Origin of the sequence: Klebsiella sp. CB_Kp196, assembly GCF_040061575.1 — a bacterium.
Classification (GTDB): Bacteria; Pseudomonadota; Gammaproteobacteria; order Enterobacterales; family Enterobacteriaceae; genus Klebsiella; species Klebsiella michiganensis.
On sequence record NZ_JBEAFH010000081.1, the window covers coordinates 139,233 to 159,998 of the forward strand.

At 58.0% G+C, this 20,766-nt stretch carries 19 protein-coding genes; 8 read left to right on the forward strand and 11 right to left on the reverse strand.

What is annotated here, in order from left to right; genetic code table 11:
• The first annotated feature begins 3 nt into the window (after positions 1-3).
• Positions 4-1,659, forward strand: a complete 1,656-nt coding sequence (fumA, locus tag ABLU87_RS27220) for a class I fumarate hydratase FumA (RefSeq protein ID WP_122117367.1) — start codon at positions 4-6, stop codon at positions 1,657-1,659.
• Positions 1,660-1,739: 80 nt separating this feature from the next.
• Here fumA and pcaC read toward each other — a convergent pair whose 3' ends face one another.
• Genes pcaC through ABLU87_RS27250 form a run of 6 tightly spaced genes read right to left on the reverse strand, consistent with a single transcriptional unit; the run spans position 1,740 to position 6,798 of the window.
• Complete coding sequence (pcaC, locus tag ABLU87_RS27225; protein WP_046876593.1) at positions 1,740-2,123, reverse strand: 4-carboxymuconolactone decarboxylase; 384 nt, start codon at positions 2,121-2,123, stop codon at positions 1,740-1,742.
• Positions 2,113-2,880, reverse strand: coding sequence for a 3-oxoadipate enol-lactonase (pcaD, locus tag ABLU87_RS27230; protein ID WP_048262166.1), 768 nt, complete (start codon positions 2,878-2,880; stop codon positions 2,113-2,115). The genes pcaC and pcaD overlap by 11 nt, the downstream gene beginning before the upstream one ends.
• Positions 2,870-4,222 (reverse strand): 3-carboxy-cis,cis-muconate cycloisomerase, encoded by a 1,353-nt coding sequence (locus ABLU87_RS27235; protein WP_122117366.1) that lies wholly within the window; start codon positions 4,220-4,222, stop codon positions 2,870-2,872. Before ABLU87_RS27235 ends, pcaD begins: the two co-directional genes overlap by 11 nt.
• Before the next feature lie 9 nt (positions 4,223-4,231).
• Positions 4,232-5,434, reverse strand: coding sequence for a 3-oxoadipyl-CoA thiolase (gene pcaF, locus ABLU87_RS27240; protein ID WP_122117365.1), 1,203 nt, complete (start codon positions 5,432-5,434; stop codon positions 4,232-4,234).
• A 10-nt stretch (positions 5,435-5,444) separates the two neighbouring features.
• Complete coding sequence (locus tag ABLU87_RS27245; protein ID WP_014229557.1) at positions 5,445-6,101, reverse strand: 3-oxoacid CoA-transferase subunit B; 657 nt, start codon at positions 6,099-6,101, stop codon at positions 5,445-5,447.
• A 10-nt stretch (positions 6,102-6,111) separates the two neighbouring features.
• Positions 6,112-6,798: a 3-oxoacid CoA-transferase subunit A gene (locus ABLU87_RS27250; RefSeq protein ID WP_122117364.1), complete on the reverse strand. Its 687-nt coding sequence runs from the start codon at positions 6,796-6,798 to the stop codon at positions 6,112-6,114.
• Between the two features lie 167 nt (positions 6,799-6,965).
• On the opposite strand from ABLU87_RS27250, the gene ABLU87_RS27255 reads away from it, so the two are divergent.
• Entirely contained in the window at positions 6,966-7,772 is an 807-nt protein-coding gene (locus ABLU87_RS27255; protein WP_122117363.1) for an IclR family transcriptional regulator C-terminal domain-containing protein, read from the forward strand.
• Here ABLU87_RS27255 and smrA read toward each other — a convergent pair.
• Positions 7,769-8,332, reverse strand: coding sequence for a DNA endonuclease SmrA (gene smrA / locus ABLU87_RS27260; protein ID WP_004851345.1), 564 nt, complete (start codon positions 8,330-8,332; stop codon positions 7,769-7,771). The two genes, ABLU87_RS27255 and smrA, sit on opposite strands and share 4 nt — an antisense overlap.
• 82 nt (positions 8,333-8,414) lie before the next feature.
• The gene (locus ABLU87_RS27265; protein WP_014229560.1) at positions 8,415-9,323 is read right to left on the reverse strand and encodes a LysR family transcriptional regulator; all 909 of its coding nucleotides are present in this window, start codon (positions 9,321-9,323) and stop codon (positions 8,415-8,417) included.
• Between the two features lie 166 nt (positions 9,324-9,489).
• On the opposite strand from ABLU87_RS27265, the gene ABLU87_RS27270 reads away from it, so the two are divergent.
• The 6 genes from ABLU87_RS27270 (at position 9,490) to uspE (ending at position 16,889) form a co-directional block, all read left to right on the forward strand.
• Positions 9,490-10,800, forward strand: a complete 1,311-nt coding sequence (locus ABLU87_RS27270) for a M20 family metallo-hydrolase (RefSeq protein WP_064357293.1) — start codon at positions 9,490-9,492, stop codon at positions 10,798-10,800.
• The gene (locus tag ABLU87_RS27275; protein ID WP_032748956.1) at positions 10,800-12,245 is read left to right on the forward strand and encodes a M20 family metallopeptidase; all 1,446 of its coding nucleotides are present in this window, start codon (positions 10,800-10,802) and stop codon (positions 12,243-12,245) included. The genes ABLU87_RS27270 and ABLU87_RS27275 overlap by 1 nt, the downstream gene beginning before the upstream one ends.
• A gap of 112 nt (positions 12,246-12,357) precedes the next feature.
• Positions 12,358-13,884, forward strand: coding sequence for a p-aminobenzoyl-glutamate transporter (gene abgT, locus ABLU87_RS27280; RefSeq protein ID WP_122117362.1), 1,527 nt, complete (start codon positions 12,358-12,360; stop codon positions 13,882-13,884).
• A 454-nt stretch (positions 13,885-14,338) separates the two neighbouring features.
• Entirely contained in the window at positions 14,339-14,854 is a 516-nt protein-coding gene (ogt, locus tag ABLU87_RS27285; RefSeq protein ID WP_014229564.1) for a methylated-DNA--[protein]-cysteine S-methyltransferase, read from the forward strand.
• Between the two features lie 194 nt (positions 14,855-15,048).
• Positions 15,049-15,801 (forward strand): fumarate/nitrate reduction transcriptional regulator Fnr, encoded by a 753-nt coding sequence (fnr, locus tag ABLU87_RS27290; RefSeq protein ID WP_004851364.1) that lies wholly within the window; start codon positions 15,049-15,051, stop codon positions 15,799-15,801.
• Between the two features lie 137 nt (positions 15,802-15,938).
• Complete coding sequence (uspE, locus tag ABLU87_RS27295; protein WP_004851366.1) at positions 15,939-16,889, forward strand: universal stress protein UspE; 951 nt, start codon at positions 15,939-15,941, stop codon at positions 16,887-16,889.
• Positions 16,890-17,017: 128 nt separating this feature from the next.
• Here the strand turns inward: uspE and ABLU87_RS27300 are convergent, their stop codons facing one another.
• The 3 genes from ABLU87_RS27300 to pntA all read right to left on the reverse strand — a co-directional run bounded on the left by ABLU87_RS27300 (position 17,018) and on the right by pntA (position 20,279).
• Positions 17,018-17,206: a YdiH family protein gene (locus tag ABLU87_RS27300; RefSeq protein ID WP_004102581.1), complete on the reverse strand. Its 189-nt coding sequence runs from the start codon at positions 17,204-17,206 to the stop codon at positions 17,018-17,020.
• Positions 17,207-17,350: 144 nt separating this feature from the next.
• On the reverse strand, positions 17,351-18,739 hold the full coding sequence (pntB, locus tag ABLU87_RS27305; protein ID WP_004851370.1) for a Re/Si-specific NAD(P)(+) transhydrogenase subunit beta: 1,389 nt from the start codon (positions 18,737-18,739) through the stop codon (positions 17,351-17,353).
• Positions 18,740-18,749: 10 nt separating this feature from the next.
• Positions 18,750-20,279: a Re/Si-specific NAD(P)(+) transhydrogenase subunit alpha gene (gene pntA / locus ABLU87_RS27310; RefSeq protein ID WP_004851372.1), complete on the reverse strand. Its 1,530-nt coding sequence runs from the start codon at positions 20,277-20,279 to the stop codon at positions 18,750-18,752.
• Positions 20,280-20,766 lie beyond the last annotated feature (487 nt).

Consider the following 20,766-nt stretch of genomic DNA (forward strand, 5'->3'; position numbering starts at 1 on the left):
GCAATGTCGACTAAACCATTTGTCTATCAGGAAGCCTTTCCGCTAGCAAAAGATAAGACTGAATACTATCTGCTGAGCAAAGAGCACGTGTCCGTGGCCGAATTTGAAGGCCAGGAGATCCTCAAAGTAGACCCTCAGGCCCTCACCCTTCTGGCACAGCAGGCCTTCCACGATGCGGCGTTTATGCTGCGCGTTTCCCACCAAAAACAGGTCGCGCAGATCCTTCTCGACCCTGAAGCCAGCGATAACGATAAGTACGTGGCGCTGCAGTTCCTGCGCAACTCTGAAATCGCGGCTAAAGGCGTGCTGCCCACCTGCCAGGATACCGGCACGGCGATTATTATGGGTAAGAAAGGCCAGCGCGTGTGGACCGGCGGCGGTGATGAAGCGGCCCTCGCCCGCGGCGTCTATAACACCTATACCGAGGATAACCTGCGCTATTCGCAGAACGCCGCGCTGGATATGTACAAAGAGGTCAATACCGGGACTAACCTGCCTGCGCAAATCGACCTCTACAGCGTCGACGGCGACGAATATAAATTTCTCTGTATGGCCAAAGGGGGCGGCTCGGCCAACAAAACCTATCTGTATCAGGAAACCAAAGCGTTAATCACTCCGGCGAAGTTGAAAAACTATCTCGTTGAGAAGATGCGCACGCTCGGTACCGCCGCCTGCCCGCCGTACCATATCGCCTTTGTGATTGGCGGTACCTCGGCAGAAGCGACGCTAAAAACGGTGAAGCTGGCCTCTACCCACTATTACGACGAACTGCCGACCGAAGGCAACGAACACGGCCAGGCCTTCCGCGATATTCAGCTGGAGCAGGAACTGCTGGTGGAGGCGCAAAACCTCGGTCTCGGCGCGCAGTTCGGCGGCAAATACTTCGCCCACGATATCCGCGTCATCCGCCTGCCGCGCCACGGCGCCTCCTGCCCGGTGGGCATGGGCGTCTCCTGTTCGGCGGATCGCAATATCAAAGCCAAAATCAACCGCCAGGGGATCTGGATTGAGAAACTGGAGAGCAACCCGGGTCAGTATATTCCCGAACATCTGCGCCAGCAGGGCGAAGGCAAGGTCGTCAGCATCGATCTTAATCAGCCGATGAGCGAGATTCTGGCCCAGCTTTCCGCCCATCCGGTCTCGACGCGTCTGACGCTCAACGGCACCATTATTGTGGCCCGCGATATCGCCCACGCGAAGCTGAATGAGCTTATCGATAACGGTGAAGAACTGCCGCAGTACGTCAAAGATCATCCGATCTACTACGCGGGCCCGGCGAAAACCCCGGAAGGCTATGCGTCCGGCTCCCTTGGCCCGACCACCGCAGGCCGCATGGACTCTTACGTCGACCTGCTGCAATCCCACGGCGCAAGCATGGTGATGCTGGCCAAAGGCAACCGCAGCCAGCAGGTGACCGATGCCTGTCACAAGCACGGCGGTTTTTACCTCGGCAGCATCGGCGGCCCGGCGGCGGTGCTGGCGCAGCAGAGCATCAAGAGCCTGGAGTGCGTGGCCTATCCTGAACTGGGGATGGAAGCCATCTGGAAAATCGAAGTGGAAAACTTCCCGGCGTTTATTCTGGTGGATGACAAAGGCAATGACTTCTTCCAGCAGATCCAGAATAAGCAGTGCGCAGGCTGTTCGCAGCAAAGAGGATGATATTACCCGCCCCTGGCGGCGGGTAACCGTCGAAGGCCGTCGCATGACGGCCTGAGATGAGCGACAAACCTGCCTGGCGGCTAAACGGCATCCATCTCTTCAAATACCTGCTGCGCCAGATGCATCGTGGCGTTGGCGGCGGGCAGGCCGCAGTAGAGCGCGGAGTGCATAATCAGCTCTTTCAGCTCATCGCGGGTGACGCCGTTATTAAACGCCGCGCGCAGATGCATTTTCAGCTCTGCTTCGCGGTTCAGCGCAATCAGCATGGCGATGGTGATCATGCTGCGGGTATGATGATCGAGCCCCGGCCGGGTCCAGGTCTCTCCCCAGGCGTAGCGGGTAATAAAATCCTGGAACTCTTCATTCAGCGGCGTCAGCTTTTCCAGCGTCTTATCGACGTGAGCATCGCCGAGCACCTTCCGCCGGACCTCCATTCCCCGCTGATACCGCTGTTTATCGTCCATGCTTTTCCCCCTGAACAAAACCCAGCAGCGCCGAGCTGAACGCCCCCGGCGCTTCGATATTCGATAAATGCGAAGCCGCCAGCACGACGACTTCAGAGACCGGGATCTGCTGATGCAGGAAGTTGGCGTCCGCCACCGTTGTGACAGGGTCACTTTCTCCGGCGACGATCAGCACCGGAATCGCGATCTGCGCGACCTCTCCACGCAGATCGGCGGCGGCCAGCGCTTCGCAGCAGGCCGCATAGCCTTCAGCATCGATATGGGTCAGCTGGTGACACAATGCTTCCACCACTTCCGGCGTCTTCTGGCGAAATGCGTGGGTAAACCAGCGGTCCGCGGCGCCTGCGGCGACCACTGCCATCCCTTCCTGACGCACCGTGCGGGCACGCGACAGCCAGCCGGCCTGGTCGCCAATACGCGCAGCGGTGTTGGCAACGACCAGCCCCTGAAAACGTTCAGGGGCAAAGCGCCCCAGCCACAGGCCGGTCAGGCCGCCCATTGAAATCCCGCAGAACCAGGCTTTAGCGATATTAAGATGATCGAGCAGCGCAATCACATCTTCGCCGAGCTGCGCCAGCGTCACTTTACCGTTTTTACGGGTGGCGCCATGGCCGTGGGTATCGTAGCGCAGCACGCGAAAATGCTGCGTTAACGACTCAAGCTGCGGCTGCCACATCGCCCGGGTGGTGCCCAGCGAGTTAGAGAGAACGATGACCGGCGCGTCTTGCGGCCCGTCTATCTGATAATCAACATTCATAACGTTGCTCCTTATAGCGCGCCACAACCTGGCGCACGAAGAGTGCTGAGCTGCCGGTCGCCGTTGTCGGGTCCAGCAGTTGGGTTAAGCGGCTGGCGGAGAGATGCTCGCTGACCAGCGGATCGGTTTCCAGCACGCTTAACAGCGAACGTGACGCATCCAGCGCCTGGCGACACAGCGCCTCAACCCGGTGATGAGCCTCGGCTTTGCCGACAAACTCCGCCAGCGCCAGAGTGACGGCCTCGGCCATAATCAGGCCATGGGTGATATCGAGGTCGGCGCGCATCTTATGCGGGAAGACCTGCATGTCGCGGACCAGCGTTTCGCTCTGCGCCAGCGCGCCGCCGGCGAGGGTTATCAGCTCCGGCAGCGTTTCCCACTCCGCCTGCCAGCCGCCCAGCGCCCGCTCGTGCTGCTGGATCTGCCCGGCATAGAGCGTTGCCACCAGTCCGGGCGTACGCTGGGCGGCGGTCAAAATAGCGGCGCAGGAGATGGGATTGCGTTTGTGCGGCATGGTAGACGATCCGCCGCGTCCTTCGGCGACCGGTTCACCCACCTCTGCAACCTCGGTTTGCATCAGCAGAGAAAAATCATTGGCGAATTTACCCAGCGTGCCGCAGACGCCCGCGTACCATGCCCCCACCTCCAGCAGCCGGTCGCGCTGGCTGTGCCACGGCGCGTCCGGAAGCTGCAGGTCGAGAGTTTTCGCCAGCGCGCCGGCGATCCGCGGCGCCTGCGTTTTAAGGGAATCGAGGGTGCCCGCCGCGCCGCCAAACTGCAGCGCCAGCACCCTTGAGCGCATCTCTCGCAGACGCACCTGCCAGCGCAGCAGCGCATCCAGCGTCCCGGCCAGTTTCAGACCGAAGGTGACCGGCAGCGCATGCTGCATCCAGGTACGCCCGGGCATCACCGTATCCTGATAGCGCGCCGCCTGATGGGCTAACGCGTCGAGCAGTTGCTGCAGCAGGGAGTCCGTTTCCGCCAGCGCGCCGCGCAGTTGCAGGATAAAGCCGGTGTCGATAGCATCCTGGCTGGTCGCCCCCCAGTGTACGTAGCGCGCCGCCACGTCATCCCGTTGTTTAACCCGCGCGGTCAGCTGTTTGACCAGCGGGATCGCCAGATTCCCGGCGCTGGCGGCGGCCTGCCCCAGCGCGGAGAAGTCGATGTTTTCGTGCCGGCAACTCTCAATAATGGGATTAAGCGCCGCCTGCGGCACGAGGCCGCATTCGACCTGAGCGCGAGCCAGCGCGGCTTCAAAATCCAGCATCCCCTGTACCCGCTGCGCATCGCTGAACCAGGCGGTCAGCGGACTGGTGCGCATCATCGGGGTCAACAAACTCATTATGGCTCCTTAAACGCGTTCTATAATCAGCGCGATCCCCTGACCGACGCCGATACACATGGTGCACAGCGCATAGCGCCCGCCGGTACGGCGCAGCTGGTACGCCGCGGTCATTGCCAGACGGCCGCCGGAGGCGCCAAGCGGATGTCCGAGGGCTATCGCGCCGCCGTTAGGGTTGACGTGCGCCGCATCGTCGGGCAGACCCAGATCGCGCGTGACCGCCAGCGCCTGAGCGGCAAAGGCCTCATTCAGTTCAATGACGTCCATCTGCCCAAGCGTTAGCCCGGTTTGCGCCAGCACCTTACGTACCGCCGGCGCCGGTCCAAATCCCATAATACGCGGCGCCACCCCTGCCGTCGCGACGCCCACCACGCGGGCGAGCGGCTGTAAATCATTGGCGGCCAGCGCCTGCTCGCTGGCAAGCAGCAGCGCGCAGGCGCCGTCGTTGACTCCGGAAGCGTTACCTGCCGTCACCGTACCGTCGGCGCGCACAACGCCGCGCAGCCTGGCCAGCGCCTCCGCCGTGGTACTGCGCGGGTGCTCATCGCGGCTAAAGAGTAGCGGTTCGCCCTTACGCTGCGGCACCGAGACGGCAATCAGCTCGTCGGCAAAGCGTCCGGCCTCCTGCGCCGCCGCCGTACGCAGCTGGCTACGCAGCGCAAACGTATCCTGGTCCTCCCGCGAAATGGCGAAATCGGCCGCCACGTTTTCCGCCGTTTCCGGCATCGAATCCACGCCGTACAGCGCTTTCATCTGCGGGTTAATGAAGCGCCAGCCGATGGTGGTATCTTCCATCCGCATCGTACGGCTAAAGGCGCTTTCGGCCTTGCCCATCACAAACGGCGCGCGCGACATGCTCTCCACGCCGCCGGCGATCATCAGCTGAGTTTCGCCGCTTTTAATCGCGCGCGCTGCGATACCGATCGCATCAAGGCTGGAACCGCACAGGCGGTTTACGGTACTGCCCGGTACGCTTTCCGGCAGACCGGCCAACAGCAGCGCCATGCGCGCGACGTTGCGGTTATCTTCCCCCGCCTGGTTAGCGCAGCCGTAAATCACATCGTCAATACGCGCCGGATCGAGTCCCGGGTTGCGCTCCAGCAGCGCTTTCAGCGGCAGCGCCGCCAGATCGTCGGCGCGCAGGGTGGCCAGGGTACCGCCAAAGCGGCCGAACGGCGTCCGCACCGCATCACAGATAAATGCCTGATTCATCATAGGTTCCTTACGCGCTTTCCGCCAGTTGTGCAAAAGTCAGCGCCACCGGCGTGATGCGCTGCAGTTCCTCAAAAGAGAGGCCGTTAAAGATTTCCCGCACCACCGGGCCGCTTTCGCTGATATCGATGACCGCCAGGTCGGTGTAGATACGGCTCACGCAGCCGACGCCGGTCAGCGGATAGGTGCAGTGCTCTACCAGCTTGCACTCCCCGTCGCGGGTCAGGTGATCCATCATCACGAAGACCTGACGAGCGCCAATGGCCAGATCCATCGCTCCGCCGACGGCAGGAATGGCGTCGGGCGCGCCGGTGCTCCAGTTCGCCAGATCGCCGCTGGCGGAAACCTGGTAGGCGCCAAGCACGCAGATATCGAGGTGCCCGCCGCGCATCATGGCGAAGGAGTCGCCGTGGTGAAAGTAGCAGCCGCCGTTGAGCAGAGTCACATACTCTTTCCCGGCGTTAATCAGCTCCGGATCCTCTTCCCCCGGCAGCGGTTTCGGCCCCATCCCCAGCAGGCCGTTTTCGCTGTGCAGAAAGATTTCTTTATCGGCAGGAAGATAGTTGGCGATGCGGGTGGGCAAGCCGATCCCCAGATTGACGTAAGCGCCTTCGGGAATATCGCGGGCCACGCGCTGGGCCATCTCATCGCGAGTCAGTTTTTGCATTAAGAGTTCCTCAGGCGCTTTTAGCGGCAATCAGGTTTTCCAGGGAGTAGACGCGCTGCACAAAAATGCCCGGGGTAATGATGCTTTCCGGGTCGAGATCGCCCAAGGGCACCAGCTGCGAAACTTCTACAATGGTGGTTTTCGCGGCGGTCGCCATAATCGGGCCAAAATTGCGCGCCGCTTTGCGATAAACCAGGTTTCCCCAGCGGTCGCCCTGGTGGGCTTTGATCAACGCGAAGTCGGCCCTGATGGGGTATTCGAGCACGTAATGACGCCCGTCGATTTCGCGGGTCTCTTTCCCCTCTGCCAGCGGCGTACCGTAGCCGGTGGGGGTAAACACCGCGCCGAGGCCAGCGCCTGCCGCCTGGATCCGCGCCGCGAGGTTGCCCTGCGGTACCAGCTCCAGCACAACTTTGCCGCGGCGATAAAGCTCATCGAAAATCTGCGAATCAACCTGACGTGGGAACGAACAGATCATTTTTCGCACCCGACCGGCCTTCAGCAGCGCCGCCAGGCCGACTTCGCCGTTGCCCGCATTGTTATTGATAATGGTTAAATCACGGGCCCCCTGTTCTATCAGAGCATCTATCAGGTACGTCGGCTGCCCGGCAGGGCCAAAACCGCCAATCATTATGGTCGCCCCGTCGTGGATCCCGGCGATGGCATCACGTAGCGTCGACACGCTTTTATCAATCATCAGGTCGCTCCTGTATGTGCGGTAATCGCACTTTTATTCGTTGTTCGCACAAAATGTGACCCGCTTAACGATGCTGGTCAAGGGCGATAATCGAAATATGGTGCGATAATCGAACATCGTGTATGTTTAGCGAAAGAATGTGATCGACGGCAAATACGGAGAAGAAAATGGAGAAGCATCCAGATGATTTACTGACGGGCGATAGCGATCCGTTTAAGGGCGATCCGAACTTTATGGCTTCGCTGGCGCGCGGGCTGGAGGTGATCCAGGCGTTTACTCCGCAGCGCCCGCTGCTCTCAATTTCGCAGATCAGCCAAAAGACCGGCATTCCGCGCGCGGCGGTGCGCCGCTGCCTGTATACGCTGAGCAAACTGGGCTTTGTTTACGCCGAAGATGGTAAAAATTTCCAGCTGCGACCGAAAATTCTGGCGCTGGGCCACGCCTGGCTTGCCTCCACGCCGCTGGCGCGTTCGGCGCAGCCGGTGCTGAAGCATTTAAGCGAAATGATCAATGAGTCCTGCTCCATCGCCACTCTCGACGGCGACGACATTCTTTATATCGCTCGCGCGTCGAGTTCACGCATTATGACCATCGATCTCGACATCGGCAGCCGCCTGCCCGCCTGGGCGACCTCCATGGGACGCGTGCTGCTGAGCTATCAGCCGGAAGAGAAGCTGAACGATATGCTGGGCAGGGTCACGATGATTCGCTATACCCCGCAAACCGTTGATTCGGTTGCGAAGCTGCGTACCGAACTTAAGCGCGTGCACCAGCAGGGCTACGCGCTTAACGATCAGGAGCTCGAGATGGGGCTGCGCTCGCTGGCGGTACCGCTGTTTAACCCTCAGGGGCAGATTCAGGCTGCGCTGAACGTCGGCGTACACGCCGGGCAGGTCTCCACGCACGAGATGCTGGAGCGGGTGTTACCCGAGCTACAGAAAGCAGCCCGGGAACTGACGCTGCTGATGCGCTAGCGGCTATGCTTGGCGTGGCGCTCCCAGTTTTCCTGCTTTGCCTCCGCCGATTTCCGCAGGGCCACGTAGCAGGCGCCGCTGCCGCCGTGATGCGGTAACGCCGCGCAGAACGCCTGGACTTCCGGGAGTTCCACCAGCCAGCGCGCCAGGTAGCTGCGAATAATATTGGCGTGCGCGTTATCGTCGCGCCCTTTGCCATGCACGATCAGCACATTACGCAGCCCCTCTTTTTGCGCCTGGACCACAAAAGCAAACAGATTCTGTCGGCACTTCTCCACCGGCTGGCGCAGCAGATTGAGGCTTGCCTGCTGGCCGTATTTGCCGCGCCGGAGCTTCTCCAGTACGCCGCTTTGCAGACCTTCCCGCTTAAACTCAAGAGCGGTTGCCAGCGGCACAATATCGAGATAGCCGGTGGTCAGAAAGTTATCCAGCTGCAGGGGATCAATCCGCTGCGCGGCGCGGGTATTGCGCGCGGGGTGCCAGTGAACGTCGTGATTATGTTTCAGAGGCTGAACGTCCTCCATGGCGCCAAGAAATAGGGATTTGTCGTCAAGGTTCATGCGCGCTCCTCCAGCTACTACCGGGTGGTTACTATAGCCGTCTCGCGGCGCCTCCTCAACGCGTTTAACCACCTCTGCGCGATTATGGAAACAGTTGTCGGCTCTGACGACGAAACAGCGTGATTAATGACGCGGTTAAGGGCGTTTGCCGCGTATCGCGGCGCTGAATCAGAAAATAGGTGGCTTTGGGTAACGCTTCGCGGATGGGGATCATCACCAGCTTATCCGCCATCATCGGGTCGTTGCCAAGTTCGACCGGCAGAATGCTGAGAAAATCGCTTTTCACCACCAGGCTAATGCACGAAGAGAAGGTCTCACAAACGATATCCACCTTTGGCGCCAGCCCGGCCTGGTTAAACATCTCCTGCAGCTGTTTGAAGTAGCTGCCGCGCGGCGTCGGCATCGTCCAGTGGTGATCGAGCAGCTCGGTCAGTGAAGTGACGTGTGCCGCCGGGTGACCGGCGCGGGCGAATACCGCGAAGGGTTTTTCAAATAGCTTCTCAAAGCTGAATTCATGATCGTAGGGGCCGGGATAGTAAGTATTGATGGTGAAATCCAGCTCACCCTGGCGCAGTTCATTAATCATCGCCAGCAGCTGTCCTTCCATAATCCGCACCTTCACCAGCGGATGCTGCTGATGAAAGCGGCAAATAACCGAAGGCATCAGCGAACGCGCTACGCTGGCGCCAAGGCCGATATTAATCTGCCCGGCCTGCTCGCCCTGACGTTGCAGCAATTCATCCTGCGCCACCCGTAGCTCTTCCAGGATCAGGCTCGCATGTTGATAAAAGCTTTCGCCATTTTCGGTCAGCGCCACCCCCTGGCTACGGCGCACAAACAGCTGCGCGGAGAGCCCCTCTTCCAGCTCTTTAATCGCTTTGGTCAACGCCGGCTGCGAAATCGCCAACGCCCGGCTGGCGCCGCGAATACTTCCTTCGCGCGCGACCTCAACGAAGGCGCGAATGTGGTGAAATTTAATCTGAAATGACATGTTGTGAGTGATAACCATTGTTTATCAGACAGAAGAAAATGACATCTACTGTAATCGATCGTGCTGTGGCAGGTTAAGGATGAGAGTGCATGAAAGTGATGGGTGATAAGTAAAGGCTATCACTTCGTGAACACCATCACAGTTTTTGCTTATAACGGGAAAGGTTATGCCGCAACTTTATGATTTCATCAACCAGCTGGCGCCAAAAATGACCGAATGGCGTCGCGATTTTCACCTGCATGCGGAATCCGGCTGGCTGGAGTTCCGCACCGCCAGCAAAGTGGCGGAAGTATTAGACGGTCTGGGTTATCAGCTGGCGCTGGGGCGTGACGTTATCGATGCCGATAGCCGTATGGGCCTGCCTGATGAAGAGACCCTGGCGCAGGCGTTCCAGCGCGCCCGCGCGCAGGGTGCGTCTGAACGCTGGCTACCGGCGTTTGAAGGCGGCTTCGCCGGAGTGGTGGCGACCCTCAATACCGGGCGGCCGGGGCCGACGCTGGCGTTTCGCGTCGACATGGATGCGCTCGATCTCAACGAGCAGCATGACGATAGTCACCGTCCGCATCGCGATCGTTTTGCCTCCTGCAACGACGGCATGATGCATGCCTGCGGCCACGACGGTCACACCGCAATCGGGCTGGGTCTGGCGCATGTGCTGAAGGAGTATGCCGCGCAGCTCAACGGGACGATGGTGCTGATTTTCCAGCCGGCAGAAGAAGGTACCCGCGGCGCGCGCGCCATGGTCGCGGCGGGCGTACTTGATGAGGTGGATTACTTTACCGCCATTCATATCGGTACCGGCGTCCCTGCCGGCACCGTCGTCTGCGGCGGCGATAACTTTATGGCCACCACCAAATTCGATGTGCAGTTCAGCGGCGTCGCCGCCCACGCTGGTGGTAAACCGGAAGATGGCCGTAACGCGCTACTGGCGGCGGCCCAGGCCGCCCTTGCCCTGCACGCCATCGCGCCGCACAGCGCCGGGGCGTCAAGGGTTAACGTCGGCGTCATGCAGGCCGGTACCGGGCGTAACGTGGTTCCCTCCTCCGCGCTATTAAAAGTCGAAACCCGTGGCGAAACCGATGCCATTAACCAGTACGTCTTTGAGCGGGCTAAACAGGCGATCGCCGGCGCGGCGACTATGTATGAAGCCAGTTACCAGCTGCAGCTGATGGGCGCGGCCACCTCCAGCGCCCCGTCGCCGGCGTGGGTGGACTATCTGCGCCAGCAGACGGCCCAGGTCCCCGGCGTTAAACAGGCTGTCGATCGTATCGCTGCCCCGGCGGGTTCCGAGGATGCCACCCTGATGATGGCCCGGGTCCAGGAGCGCGGCGGTCTCGCCTCATACATGATATTCGGCACGGAACTGAGCGCCGGTCATCACAATGAAAAATTCGATTTCGACGAGAACGTGATGACCCTGGCCGTCGAAACGTTAGCACGCGTCGCCCTGAACTTTCCCTGGCAGCGAGGTGTGTAATGGAACACGTTTATCAATTTGTCGATGACGTTATTGAGGGGCGGCGCAACGATTTTTGCGCCATTGCCGATGATATCTGGGACCATCCGGAAACCCGCTTTCAGGAGTTCTGGTCCGCTGCGCGTTTGGCCGATGCGCTGGAAGCGGAAGGCTTTCAATTGACCCGCAATGCCGGCGGGATCCCCAACGCCTTTATCGCCAGCTTCGGCGCGGGCCAACCGGTGATTGCCCTCCTCGGCGAATTTGACGCCCTGGCGGGGCTCAGCCAGCAGGCCCACTGCGCGGAACCCGCGTCTTCGACGCCGGGAGAAAACGGCCACGGGTGCGGGCATAATCTGCTTGGTACGGCGGCGTTCGCCGCCGCGCTCGCCGCCAGGAACTGGCTGCAGCAACAGGGCGGCGCCGGCACGCTTCGCTTCTATGGCTGCCCCGGCGAGGAAGGCGGCTCGGGGAAAACCTTCATGGTCCGCGAGGGGTTATTCGATGACATCGATGCCGCCCTGACCTGGCATCCGGAAGCCTGGGCCGGGATGTTCAGCACCCGCACCCTTGCCAACATTCAGGCGGCGTGGCGGTTTACCGGCACCGCGGCGCACGCGGCAAACTCGCCGCATTTGGGCCGCAGCGCGCTGGATGCCGTGACGCTGATGACCACCGGCAGCAACTTCCTTAACGAACATATTATCGAAAAGGCGCGGGTGCACTACGCCATCACCGATACCGGCGGCGTCTCGCCCAACGTTGTCCAGGCGCAGGCGGAGGTGCTGTATCTCATTCGCGCGCCGGAAATGGCCGACGCGCAGCAAATCTTCGCCCGGATCGAGAAAATCGCCCAGGGCGCGGCGTTGATGACCGAGACCCGCGTCAGCTGTCGCTTCGAAAAAGCCTGTTCCAGCTATCTGCCCAACCGCACGCTGGAAGCGGCGATGTATCAGGCGGTTTGCCATTACGGCACGCCGCCCTGGAGCGCGGAAGAGCGCGCATTCGCCGCCGAAATTCGCGCAACCTTGAGCGCGAACGATATCAATAACAGCCTGAAAAACATTGCCGACACCGGCGGCGAGGACGGGAAAGCGTTCGCCCGCCGCCACCGCGAAACGCGCCTGATCGATGAAGTGGCGCCGTGGGCGGCAACGGACAACATCCTTGCGGGCTCTACCGACGTCGGCGACGTGAGCTGGAAGGCCCCCGTGGCCCAGTGCTTCAGCCCCTGTTTTGCCGTCGGGACGCCGCTGCACTCCTGGCAACTGGTGAGCCAGGGCAGAACCTCCATCGCCCACAAAGGGATGCTGCTGGCGGGGAAAGTGCTGGGCGCGACGGCCATTCGTCTGTTCAGCGACAGGGCGTTACTGACCGCCAGCCAGCAGGAACTGGCGCAGGTCTTAGCCGAAAGGCCCTACCGGTGCCCCATTCCACAGGAGGTCAAGCCGTCGATTTTAAAATAATAAAAGCCCCGTGGATGGAGTACGGCAACGCGGTAATCGCCAAAAAAACAACGGCTGACACGCCCAGGGGTAAAGAGACAACCAACACAACAACGACAACTGAGGAACGCCCATGAGTATGTCATCCATACCGTCGCCTTCCCCCACCGGTAAGCTTTATGGCTGGGTTGAAAAAATAGGTAACAAGGTCCCGCATCCGTTTTTACTGTTTATCTATCTGATTGTGGCGTTAATGGCCGCCACCGCCATCCTGTCGGCGCTGAACGTCGGGGTACAGAACCCCACCGACGGCTCGCGAGTGGTGGTGAAAAATTTGCTTAGCGTTGAAGGATTGCACTGGTTTTTACCGAACGTCATTAAGAACTTCAGCGGTTTCGCGCCGCTGGGGGCCATTCTGGCTCTGGTGCTGGGGGCCGGTTTTGCGGAACGAGTGGGCCTGCTGCCTTCGCTGATGGTGAAAATGTCATCCCACGTTAGCGCCCGTTACGCCAGCTATATGGTGCTGTTTATCGCCTTCTTTAGCCACATCTCTTCCGATGCCGCGCTGGTGATTATGCCGCCGCTGGGCGCCCTGATGTTCCTCGCCGTCGGCCGCCACCCGGTTGCCGGGCTGCTGGCGGCCATCGCCGGCGTCGGCTGCGGCTTCACGGCCAATCTGCTCATCGTCACCACCGATGTCCTGCTCTCTGGCATCAGCACCGAAGCGGCAAAAACCCTTGACGCCTCGCTCCACGTCAGCGTGATTGATAACTGGTATTTTATGGCAACCTCAGTGATCGTTCTCACTCTGGTTGGCGGATTGATTACCGATAAACTGGTGGAACCGCGGTTAGGGCAATGGCAAGGCAACAGCGATGAAACGCTGCAGACGTTGACGCCGGAACAGCGCTTCGGCCTGCGCGTGGCCGGCGTGGCCGCGCTGTTATTCGTGGCGGCGATCGCGCTGATGGTCGTGCCGGAAAACGGTATCCTGCGCGATCCCATCAAGCATACCGTGATGCCTTCGCCGTTTATAAAAGGGATCGTCCCGCTCATTATCTTTTTCTTCTTCGTCGTTTCACTGGCCTACGGCATCGCCACCGGCAAAATTCGCCGCCAGGCCGATCTGCCTCAGCTGATGATTGAGCCGATGAAAGAGATGGCAGGTTTTATCGTGATGGTCTTCCCGCTGGCCCAGTTCGTCGCCATGTTCAACTGGAGCAATATGGGGAAATTTATGGCCGTCGGCTTGACGGATCTGCTGGAGAGCGCGGGAATGAACGGCGTACCGGCGTTTGTCGGCCTGGCGCTGCTATCCGCCTTTTTGTGTATGTTTATCGCCAGCGGTTCGGCAATCTGGTCGATTCTGGCGCCGATTTTCGTGCCGATGTTTATGCTGCTGGGCTTTCACCCGGCATTCGCGCAGATTCTGTTTCGCATCGCCGACTCATCGGTGCTGCCGCTGGCGCCGGTATCGCCGTTTGTGCCGCTATTTCTCGGCTTCTTACAGCGCTACCGGCCCGACGCTAAGCTTGGAACCTACTACTCGCTGGTCTTGCCTTATCCATTAATATTCCTTGCCGTCTGGCTACTGCTGCTGGTTGGCTGGTACCTCGTGGGGCTGCCCATCGGACCGGGTATTTATCCGCGATTACCTTAACGTCGCGACAGGCCAGGGAAGGCCACAAAAACGTTAACGCCAGGTCGTGCGGTTACTGATGACTTTATACAGTCCTTCAATCGCCAAAGCGATCAGATGAATTACTAAGCCGCTGATAATCACAATTACAACGCCAGTCATCATATATTGCATATCACCACCTTTGTTGGTAAAAACCCGCGCAGAAACGCCGGGAAATCATGGACTCAAGGAAAGCCAGTCTGTTTATCTGCCGCGCCGGATGGTTGCCGGTGAATTCGCCGCCGGATAAAGGTAGCAAAATCGCCTTGCCAACGCGTCTGCGAGTGAATGTAAAAATAAACATCGCTTTCCTCACCTCATAATTAATAGTCCATGCTGACCCTGTTTGTTGACCTTTTCGGAGTATGGTTTGCCCACATCGCGTCGTGCTATGGTGATGCCCTGCCAAAATAACCTCGCTGAAGGAGGACCGATGCTCACGCTGTTGCAAGATAAAATTGACACCCCGCTGGGGCCGCTGTGGGTGATTTGCGATGAGCAGTTTAACCTGCGGGCCGTTGAGTGGGATCAGCACCGCGACCGCATGGAACAACTGCTGGATGTTCATTATCGCCGTGAAGGCTACCAACGCGTTGATTCGCGTAATCCCGGTAACCTGAGCCGTAAGCTTAGCGATTACTTCGCGGGCGATCTCGCCGTTATCGACACCTTACCTACCGCCACCGGCGGGACGCCGTTTCAGCGGGAAGTCTGGCAAACGCTGCGCACCATCCCCTGCGGCCAGGTCATGCACTACGGTCAGCTCGCGGAGGCGCTGGGACGTCCGGGCGCGGCGCGCGCCGTGGGTGCCGCCAACGGTTCAAATCCTGTCAGTATTGTGGTGCCCTGCCACCGGGTGATCGGGCGTAACGGCACCATGACGGGTTACGCCGGCGGCGTGCAGCGAAAAGAGTGGCTATTGCGTCACGAAGGCTATCTGCTCCTTTGACCGTAAGTGCCTTTTCTGGAATCTTCCGGTAATTTTACAATCCAATATCGCCAGATAACTTATTCATAATCAATGAGATAAAATGGGTAACTGATTTACCCTTTTAATATTACGTGTTTCAGGGGTTCGAGACTTACCTGCTCACCAAAAAGATGTTAAAATTGACCAATATCAATTAAAGCCTGAGCAGACTTATGATCCCGGAAAAGCGAATTATACGACGCATTCAGTCTGGCGGTTGTGCAATCCATTGCCAGGATTGCAGCATTAGCCAGCTTTGCATCCCTTTTACTCTGAACGAGCATGAGCTTGACCAGCTTGATAACATCATCGAGCGGAAAAAGCCTATCCAGAAAGGACAGACCTTGTTCAAAGCCGGTGATGAGCTGAAATCGCTGTATGCAATTCGTTCTGGCACCATTAAAAGCTACACCATCACCGAACAGGGCGATGAGCAGATCACCGGTTTTCATCTGGCCGGCGATTTGGTCGGCTTTGACGCTATCGGCACCGCCCACCACCCGAGCTTTGCCCAGGCGCTGGAAACCTCAATGGTCTGCGAGATTCCGTTTGAAACGCTGGACGACCTCTCCGGTAAGATGCCGAACCTGCGTCAGCAGATGATGCGTCTGATGAGCGGCGAGATCAAAGGCGATCAGGATATGATCCTGCTGCTTTCTAAAAAGAACGCAGAGGAGCGCCTGGCGGCCTTTATCTACAATCTGTCCCGCCGTTTCGCGCAGCGCGGCTTCTCGCCGCGTGAGTTCCGCCTCACCATGACCCGTGGCGATATCGGCAACTATCTGGGCCTGACGGTAGAAACCATCAGCCGCCTGCTGGGACGTTTCCAGAAAAGCGGTATGCTGGCGGTTAAAGGCAAATATATCACCATCGAAAACAGCGACCTGCTGGCGCAGCTTGCTGGCCAGGCCCGCAACGTCGCCTGATAGTCCTCCCGTATCCGGCCGGATCGCGAATTTTTTTCTAATTTGTTGATCTGGCCAGGCTCATCCCCTGTTTCATTTCATCCATATAGGTTATCTTTTTAATACAGACTGTAGTTACAGTTGTAAGGAGACCCTGTATGGCGAAGTATCAGAACATGCTGGTAGTAATCGACCCCAATCAGGACGACCAGCCTGCATTGCGGCGCGCGGTGTATCTGCACCAACGGATTGGTGGCCGCATCAAAGCCTTTTTGCCGATCTATGATTTTTCTTATGAAATGACCACCCTGCTCTCCCCCGACGAACGCACGGCCATGCGCCAGGGCGTCATCGGGCAGCGTACCGCCTGGATCCGCGAGCAGGCAAAATTCTATATAGAGTCCGGCGTGCCCATTGATATTAAAGTGGTGTGGCACAATCGTCCCTTCGAAGCCATTATTCAGGAAATCATCAGCGACAAGCATGATTTAGTGCTGAAGATGGCGCACCAGCACGACAAGCTGGAAGCGGTGATTTTCACCCCAACGGACTGGCACCTGCTGCGTAAATGCCCATGCCCGGTCTGGATGGTCAAAGATCAGCCGTGGCCGGAAGGCGGTAAAGCGCTGGTGGCGGTCAATCTCGCCAGTGAAGAGAACTACCACAACGCGCTCAATGAAAAACTGGTCAGAGAAACCATTGAGCTGGCGGAACAGGTTAACCATACAGAGGTTCACCTGGTGGGCGCCTATCCCGTCACGCCCATCAATATCGCGATTGAGCTCCCTGATTTTGACCCCAGCGTCTATAACGACGCCATTCGCGGTCAGCATCTGCTGGCCATGAAAGCGCTGCGGCAAAAATTCGGCATCGATGAAGGCCGCACCCACGTTGAAAAAGGGTTACCTGAGGAGGTCATTCCCGACCTGTCAGAGCATCTTCAGGCGGGGATCGTGGTACTGGGTACGATTGGTCGAACCGGACTCTCGGCAGCCTTCCTCGGCAATACCGCTGAACAGGTTATTGACCACCTGCGCTGCGACCTGCTGGCGCTGAAGCCGGACCAGTACCAGACGCCGGTTGAGCTGGACGACGAAGAAGACGATTAGTCCGTTGACTTCATTCGTGGTAATAAGACGTCATCCCCCGCCCGCGCGGGGGATTTTTTTGCATCCCATTAACAAAAATAAAGGGCCATTTGGCCCCGATTTCAACAGCTTTGTGGGTAACGAAAACGTTAGTGGATACCTAAGCGCCAGGCGTGATCGATCTCTTCTTTAAGCTCCATGGACGAAAGCGCCATTAAATCGGCGAACTCAAGTTCCAGCAATTTCAGCTTTTTCAGATACTGCGCGGGGGTTAAAGCAGCGGGGTCACGGCGCAGAAATTCGATGGCCAGTTGCGTGGGGGTTAACTCGGTATCCATAATATCCTCAGTTTGGGTGAAAAACAGCCTATTGTAACACCTTCGCCTGATTATTTTATGAGCAAATAACCCCTTCGTCACCTATATAAAAAAGCCGTCTCAGAAGAGACGGCTTAAGAAGCACAGGTTTTAAACGACCAGGCCTTACAACGCTTTCAGAATCGCATCGACGCTGGCTTTGGCATCGCCAAACAGCATGTGGGTGTTCTCTTTAAAGAACAGCGGGTTTTGTACGCCAGCGTAGCCGGTGTTCATTGAACGTTTAAATACAATGACGTTCTGCGCTTTCCACACTTCCAGCACCGGCATACCGGCGATCGGGCTGCCCGGATCGTCCTGCGCGGCCGGGTTCACCGTGTCGTTAGCGCCGATGACCAGTACGGTGTCGGTATCGGAGAAATCATCGTTGATCTCATCCATTTCCAGCACGATGTCATACGGGACTTTCGCTTCCGCCAGCAGGACGTTCATATGGCCCGGCAGACGCCCGGCAACCGGATGAATACCGAAACGCACTTTGATTCCGCGCGCGCGCAGTCTCTCAGTGATTTCCGCGACCGGATACTGGGCCTGCGCAACCGCCATGCCGTAGCCCGGGGTGATGATGACCGACTGAGAACCTTTCAGCATCTCAGCGGTTTCTTCGGCGCTGATTTCACGGTGCTCGCCCACTTCTTCATCACCTGTGGACGCCGTGCCGTCAGAACCAAAACCGCCGGCAATCACGCTGAAGAACGAACGGTTCATCGCCTTACACATGATGTAGGACAGAATTGCACCGGAAGAACCTACCAGCGCACCGGTTACGATCAGCAGGTCGTTGCTGAGCATAAAGCCCGCCGCCGCCGCCGCCCAGCCGGAGTAGGAGTTCAGCATTGATACCACGACCGGCATATCCGCGCCGCCGATGGAGGCCACCAGGTGCCAGCCAAACGCCAGGGCAATCACGGTCATCACCAGCAGGCACAGTACCTGCATGCCAATGCTGTCGGTACGCACGAAAACGATCAGCAGCAGGAAAGAAATGACCAGCGCCGCCAGGTTTAGCTTATGACGGTTCGGCAGCATCAGCGGCTTAGAAGACATCTTGCCGCACAGCTTGCCAAACGCCACAACGGAACCCGTAAAGGTCACCGCGCCGATGAAGATACCGAGGAACACTTCGGTCAAATGAATATTGACCAGAATCTGTTCCATACCGGTTTCATGCTGCAGATAGCTGTTAAAGCCAACCAGTACCGCCGCCAGGCCCACGAAGCTGTGCAGAATCGCCACCAGCTCCGGCATCTCGGTCATTTCAACTTTCTTCGCCAGACGAATACCGATCGCGCCGCCGATAACCATCGCCAGCAGGATCCACGCGACGTTGCTGCTATCCGGCCCCAGAATGGTCGCCACCAGCGCAATCGCCATCCCGGCAATGCCGTAGTAGTTCCCCTGCTGGGAGGTTTCGTGTTTGGAAAGCCCCGCCAGGCTAAAAATAAACAGAATCGCGGCAACAATGTATGCAGCTGTAACTAATCCACCAGACATTTGTTACCCCTTATCCTTTGCGGAACATTTTCAGCATGCGCTGAGTGACGGTGAAACCACCAAAAATATTAATGCTGGCGATCAGCACCGCGATAAAGCTCAGGAAGCTGACCCAGCCGCCGTGGCCTATCTGTAACAATGCCCCTACCACGATAATGCCGGAAATCGCGTTAGTGACCGACATCAGCGGCGTATGCAGCGCATGGGAGACGTTCCATACGACGTAGTAACCGACCACGCAGGAGAGCGCGAAAACGGTAAAGTGGCCGAGGAACTCTTTCGGCGCCACGCTTGCCAGCCAGCCAAACAGAATAATCGCCAGCGCCATCAGCGCATACTTGCGCAGCGGCGAGCTCGGTTTCGCCTCTGCTTTTGGCGCTTCAACCTTTTTCGCTGCCGCCTGCGGCTGAGCAGATACCTGAATGGGTGGAGCGGGCCAGGTGATTTCACCCTCGCGAACCACGGTAACGCCGCGGATAACGACATCATCAAAATCGATAACGACATTGCCGTCTTTCTCTTTGCACAGCAGCTTAAGCAGGTTAACCAGGTTGGTGCCATACAGCTGTGAGGACTGCGTCGGCAGACGACCAGGGAGATCGGTATAACCGATAATCTTCACGCCGTTGGCGGTGGTAACCACCTGGCCCGGCACGGTGTATTCACAGTTGCCGCCGTTTTGCGACGCCAGGTCAACCACCACGCTGCCGGACTTCATGGAGTCAACCATCTCGCGGGTAATCAGCTTCGGCGCCGGTTTACCCGGAATCAGCGCGGTGGTAACGATGATGTCGACATCTTTGGCCTGCGCGGCAAAGAGCGCCATCTCGGCTTTGATAAAGGCTTCAGACATGACTTTGGCATAGCCGTCGCCGCTGCCCGCTTCCTCTTTAAAATCCAGCTCAAGGAACTCGGCGCCCATACTCTGCACCTGTTCTTTCACTTCCGGACGGGTATCAAACGCGCGGACGATTGCGCCGAGGCTGTTAGCCGCGCCGATGGCCGCCAGACCGGCAACCCCGGCTCCGATAACCATCACCTTCGCGGGAGGAACCTTACCTGCCGCGGTGATCTGCCCGGTGAAGAAGCGGCCAAACTCGTGGGCGGCTTCAACGATTGCGCGATAGCCGGCGATGTTAGCCATCGAACTTAACGCATCCAGCGACTGAGCGCGCGAAATACGCGGCACTGAATCCATCGCCATCACGTTGATATTACGCGCCGCCAGTTTTTCCATCAGCTGCGGGTTTTGCGCCGGCCAGATGAAGCTGATGAGCGTCGTGCCGGGATTAAGCAGCAGGATCTCTTCGTCATCGGGCGCGTTCACTTTCAGAATGACGTCGGACTGCCAGACGTCATCACCGCTAACGATCTCCGCTCCAGCCTGAACGAAGGCCTCGTCGTCGAAACTGGCCAGCTTACCTGCTCCGCTTTCTACCGCGACGCTGAACCCGAGTTTCAGCAGCTGCTCCACCGTTTTCGGCGTGGCGGCGGCCCGGGTTTCCAGGGCTAGTCTCTCTTTTGGTACACCAATACGCATAGTTTTCCCTTCCATCGGTTTTTGATGATGGTTTACTTTTCTTACAAACGACCGTCGCGAAGGCGGATGAACGTGCCTTCCAACATATGTCTGAAAAAATAAAACAGTAACAAACTTTTTATAACCTACTGAAAATACCGATTGTGATCTACAGCAATAAAACAGAAATTTTGATTTTATTGGTAAAACGCACGGCTAACCGTGCCAGGCAGCAATATTTACCTTATTTTTATGCCAGCGCCTGATAATCCGCTTGGCAGAGGGGTTAATTCACCATTTATCGCCGTCTTGATCATCGCATTAACATTACGTTAACTTATGAAAGTGATATCGATTATCGATTTTGCTGGTCAAGCGGCTGTTTTTTCAACATATCGAAAAATGTTATATTTCTGCAGTATACGTTTAGGGCGACAACTGAAAATTGACGCAGACAGTCACTCACGATAAATGCAATAATCAAATGTTTTCAGTCAACAACAATACC

Bases quoted from the DNA above. Each gene is read 5' to 3' on its own strand.
- ogt (WP_014229564.1), top strand. From the start codon at position 14,339: ATGCTCACGCTGTTGCAAGATAAAATTGACACCCCGCTGGGGCCGCTG.
- uspE (WP_004851366.1), top strand. From the start codon at position 15,939: ATGGCGAAGTATCAGAACATGCTGGTAGTAATCGACCCCAATCAGGAC.
- pcaF (WP_122117365.1), bottom strand. From the start codon at position 5,434: ATGAATCAGGCATTTATCTGTGATGCGGTGCGGACGCCGTTCGGCCGC.
- ABLU87_RS27235 (WP_122117366.1), bottom strand. From the start codon at position 4,222: ATGAGTTTGTTGACCCCGATGATGCGCACCAGTCCGCTGACCGCCTGG.
- ABLU87_RS27270 (WP_064357293.1), top strand. From the start codon at position 9,490: ATGCCGCAACTTTATGATTTCATCAACCAGCTGGCGCCAAAAATGACC.
- ABLU87_RS27255 (WP_122117363.1), top strand. From the start codon at position 6,966: ATGGAGAAGCATCCAGATGATTTACTGACGGGCGATAGCGATCCGTTT.
- smrA (WP_004851345.1), bottom strand. From the start codon at position 8,332: ATGAACCTTGACGACAAATCCCTATTTCTTGGCGCCATGGAGGACGTT.
- ABLU87_RS27250 (WP_122117364.1), bottom strand. From the start codon at position 6,798: ATGATTGATAAAAGCGTGTCGACGCTACGTGATGCCATCGCCGGGATC.
- ABLU87_RS27265 (WP_014229560.1), bottom strand. From the start codon at position 9,323: ATGTCATTTCAGATTAAATTTCACCACATTCGCGCCTTCGTTGAGGTC.
- ABLU87_RS27300 (WP_004102581.1), bottom strand. From the start codon at position 17,206: ATGGATACCGAGTTAACCCCCACGCAACTGGCCATCGAATTTCTGCGC.
- pntA (WP_004851372.1), bottom strand. From the start codon at position 20,279: ATGCGTATTGGTGTACCAAAAGAGAGACTAGCCCTGGAAACCCGGGCC.
- pcaC (WP_046876593.1), bottom strand. From the start codon at position 2,123: ATGGACGATAAACAGCGGTATCAGCGGGGAATGGAGGTCCGGCGGAAG.
- fumA (WP_122117367.1), top strand. From the start codon at position 4: ATGTCGACTAAACCATTTGTCTATCAGGAAGCCTTTCCGCTAGCAAAA.
- pcaD (WP_048262166.1), bottom strand. From the start codon at position 2,880: ATGAATGTTGATTATCAGATAGACGGGCCGCAAGACGCGCCGGTCATC.
- abgT (WP_122117362.1), top strand. From the start codon at position 12,358: ATGAGTATGTCATCCATACCGTCGCCTTCCCCCACCGGTAAGCTTTAT.
- pntB (WP_004851370.1), bottom strand. From the start codon at position 18,739: ATGTCTGGTGGATTAGTTACAGCTGCATACATTGTTGCCGCGATTCTG.
- ABLU87_RS27245 (WP_014229557.1), bottom strand. From the start codon at position 6,101: ATGCAAAAACTGACTCGCGATGAGATGGCCCAGCGCGTGGCCCGCGAT.
- ABLU87_RS27275 (WP_032748956.1), top strand. From the start codon at position 10,800: ATGGAACACGTTTATCAATTTGTCGATGACGTTATTGAGGGGCGGCGC.
- fnr (WP_004851364.1), top strand. From the start codon at position 15,049: ATGATCCCGGAAAAGCGAATTATACGACGCATTCAGTCTGGCGGTTGT.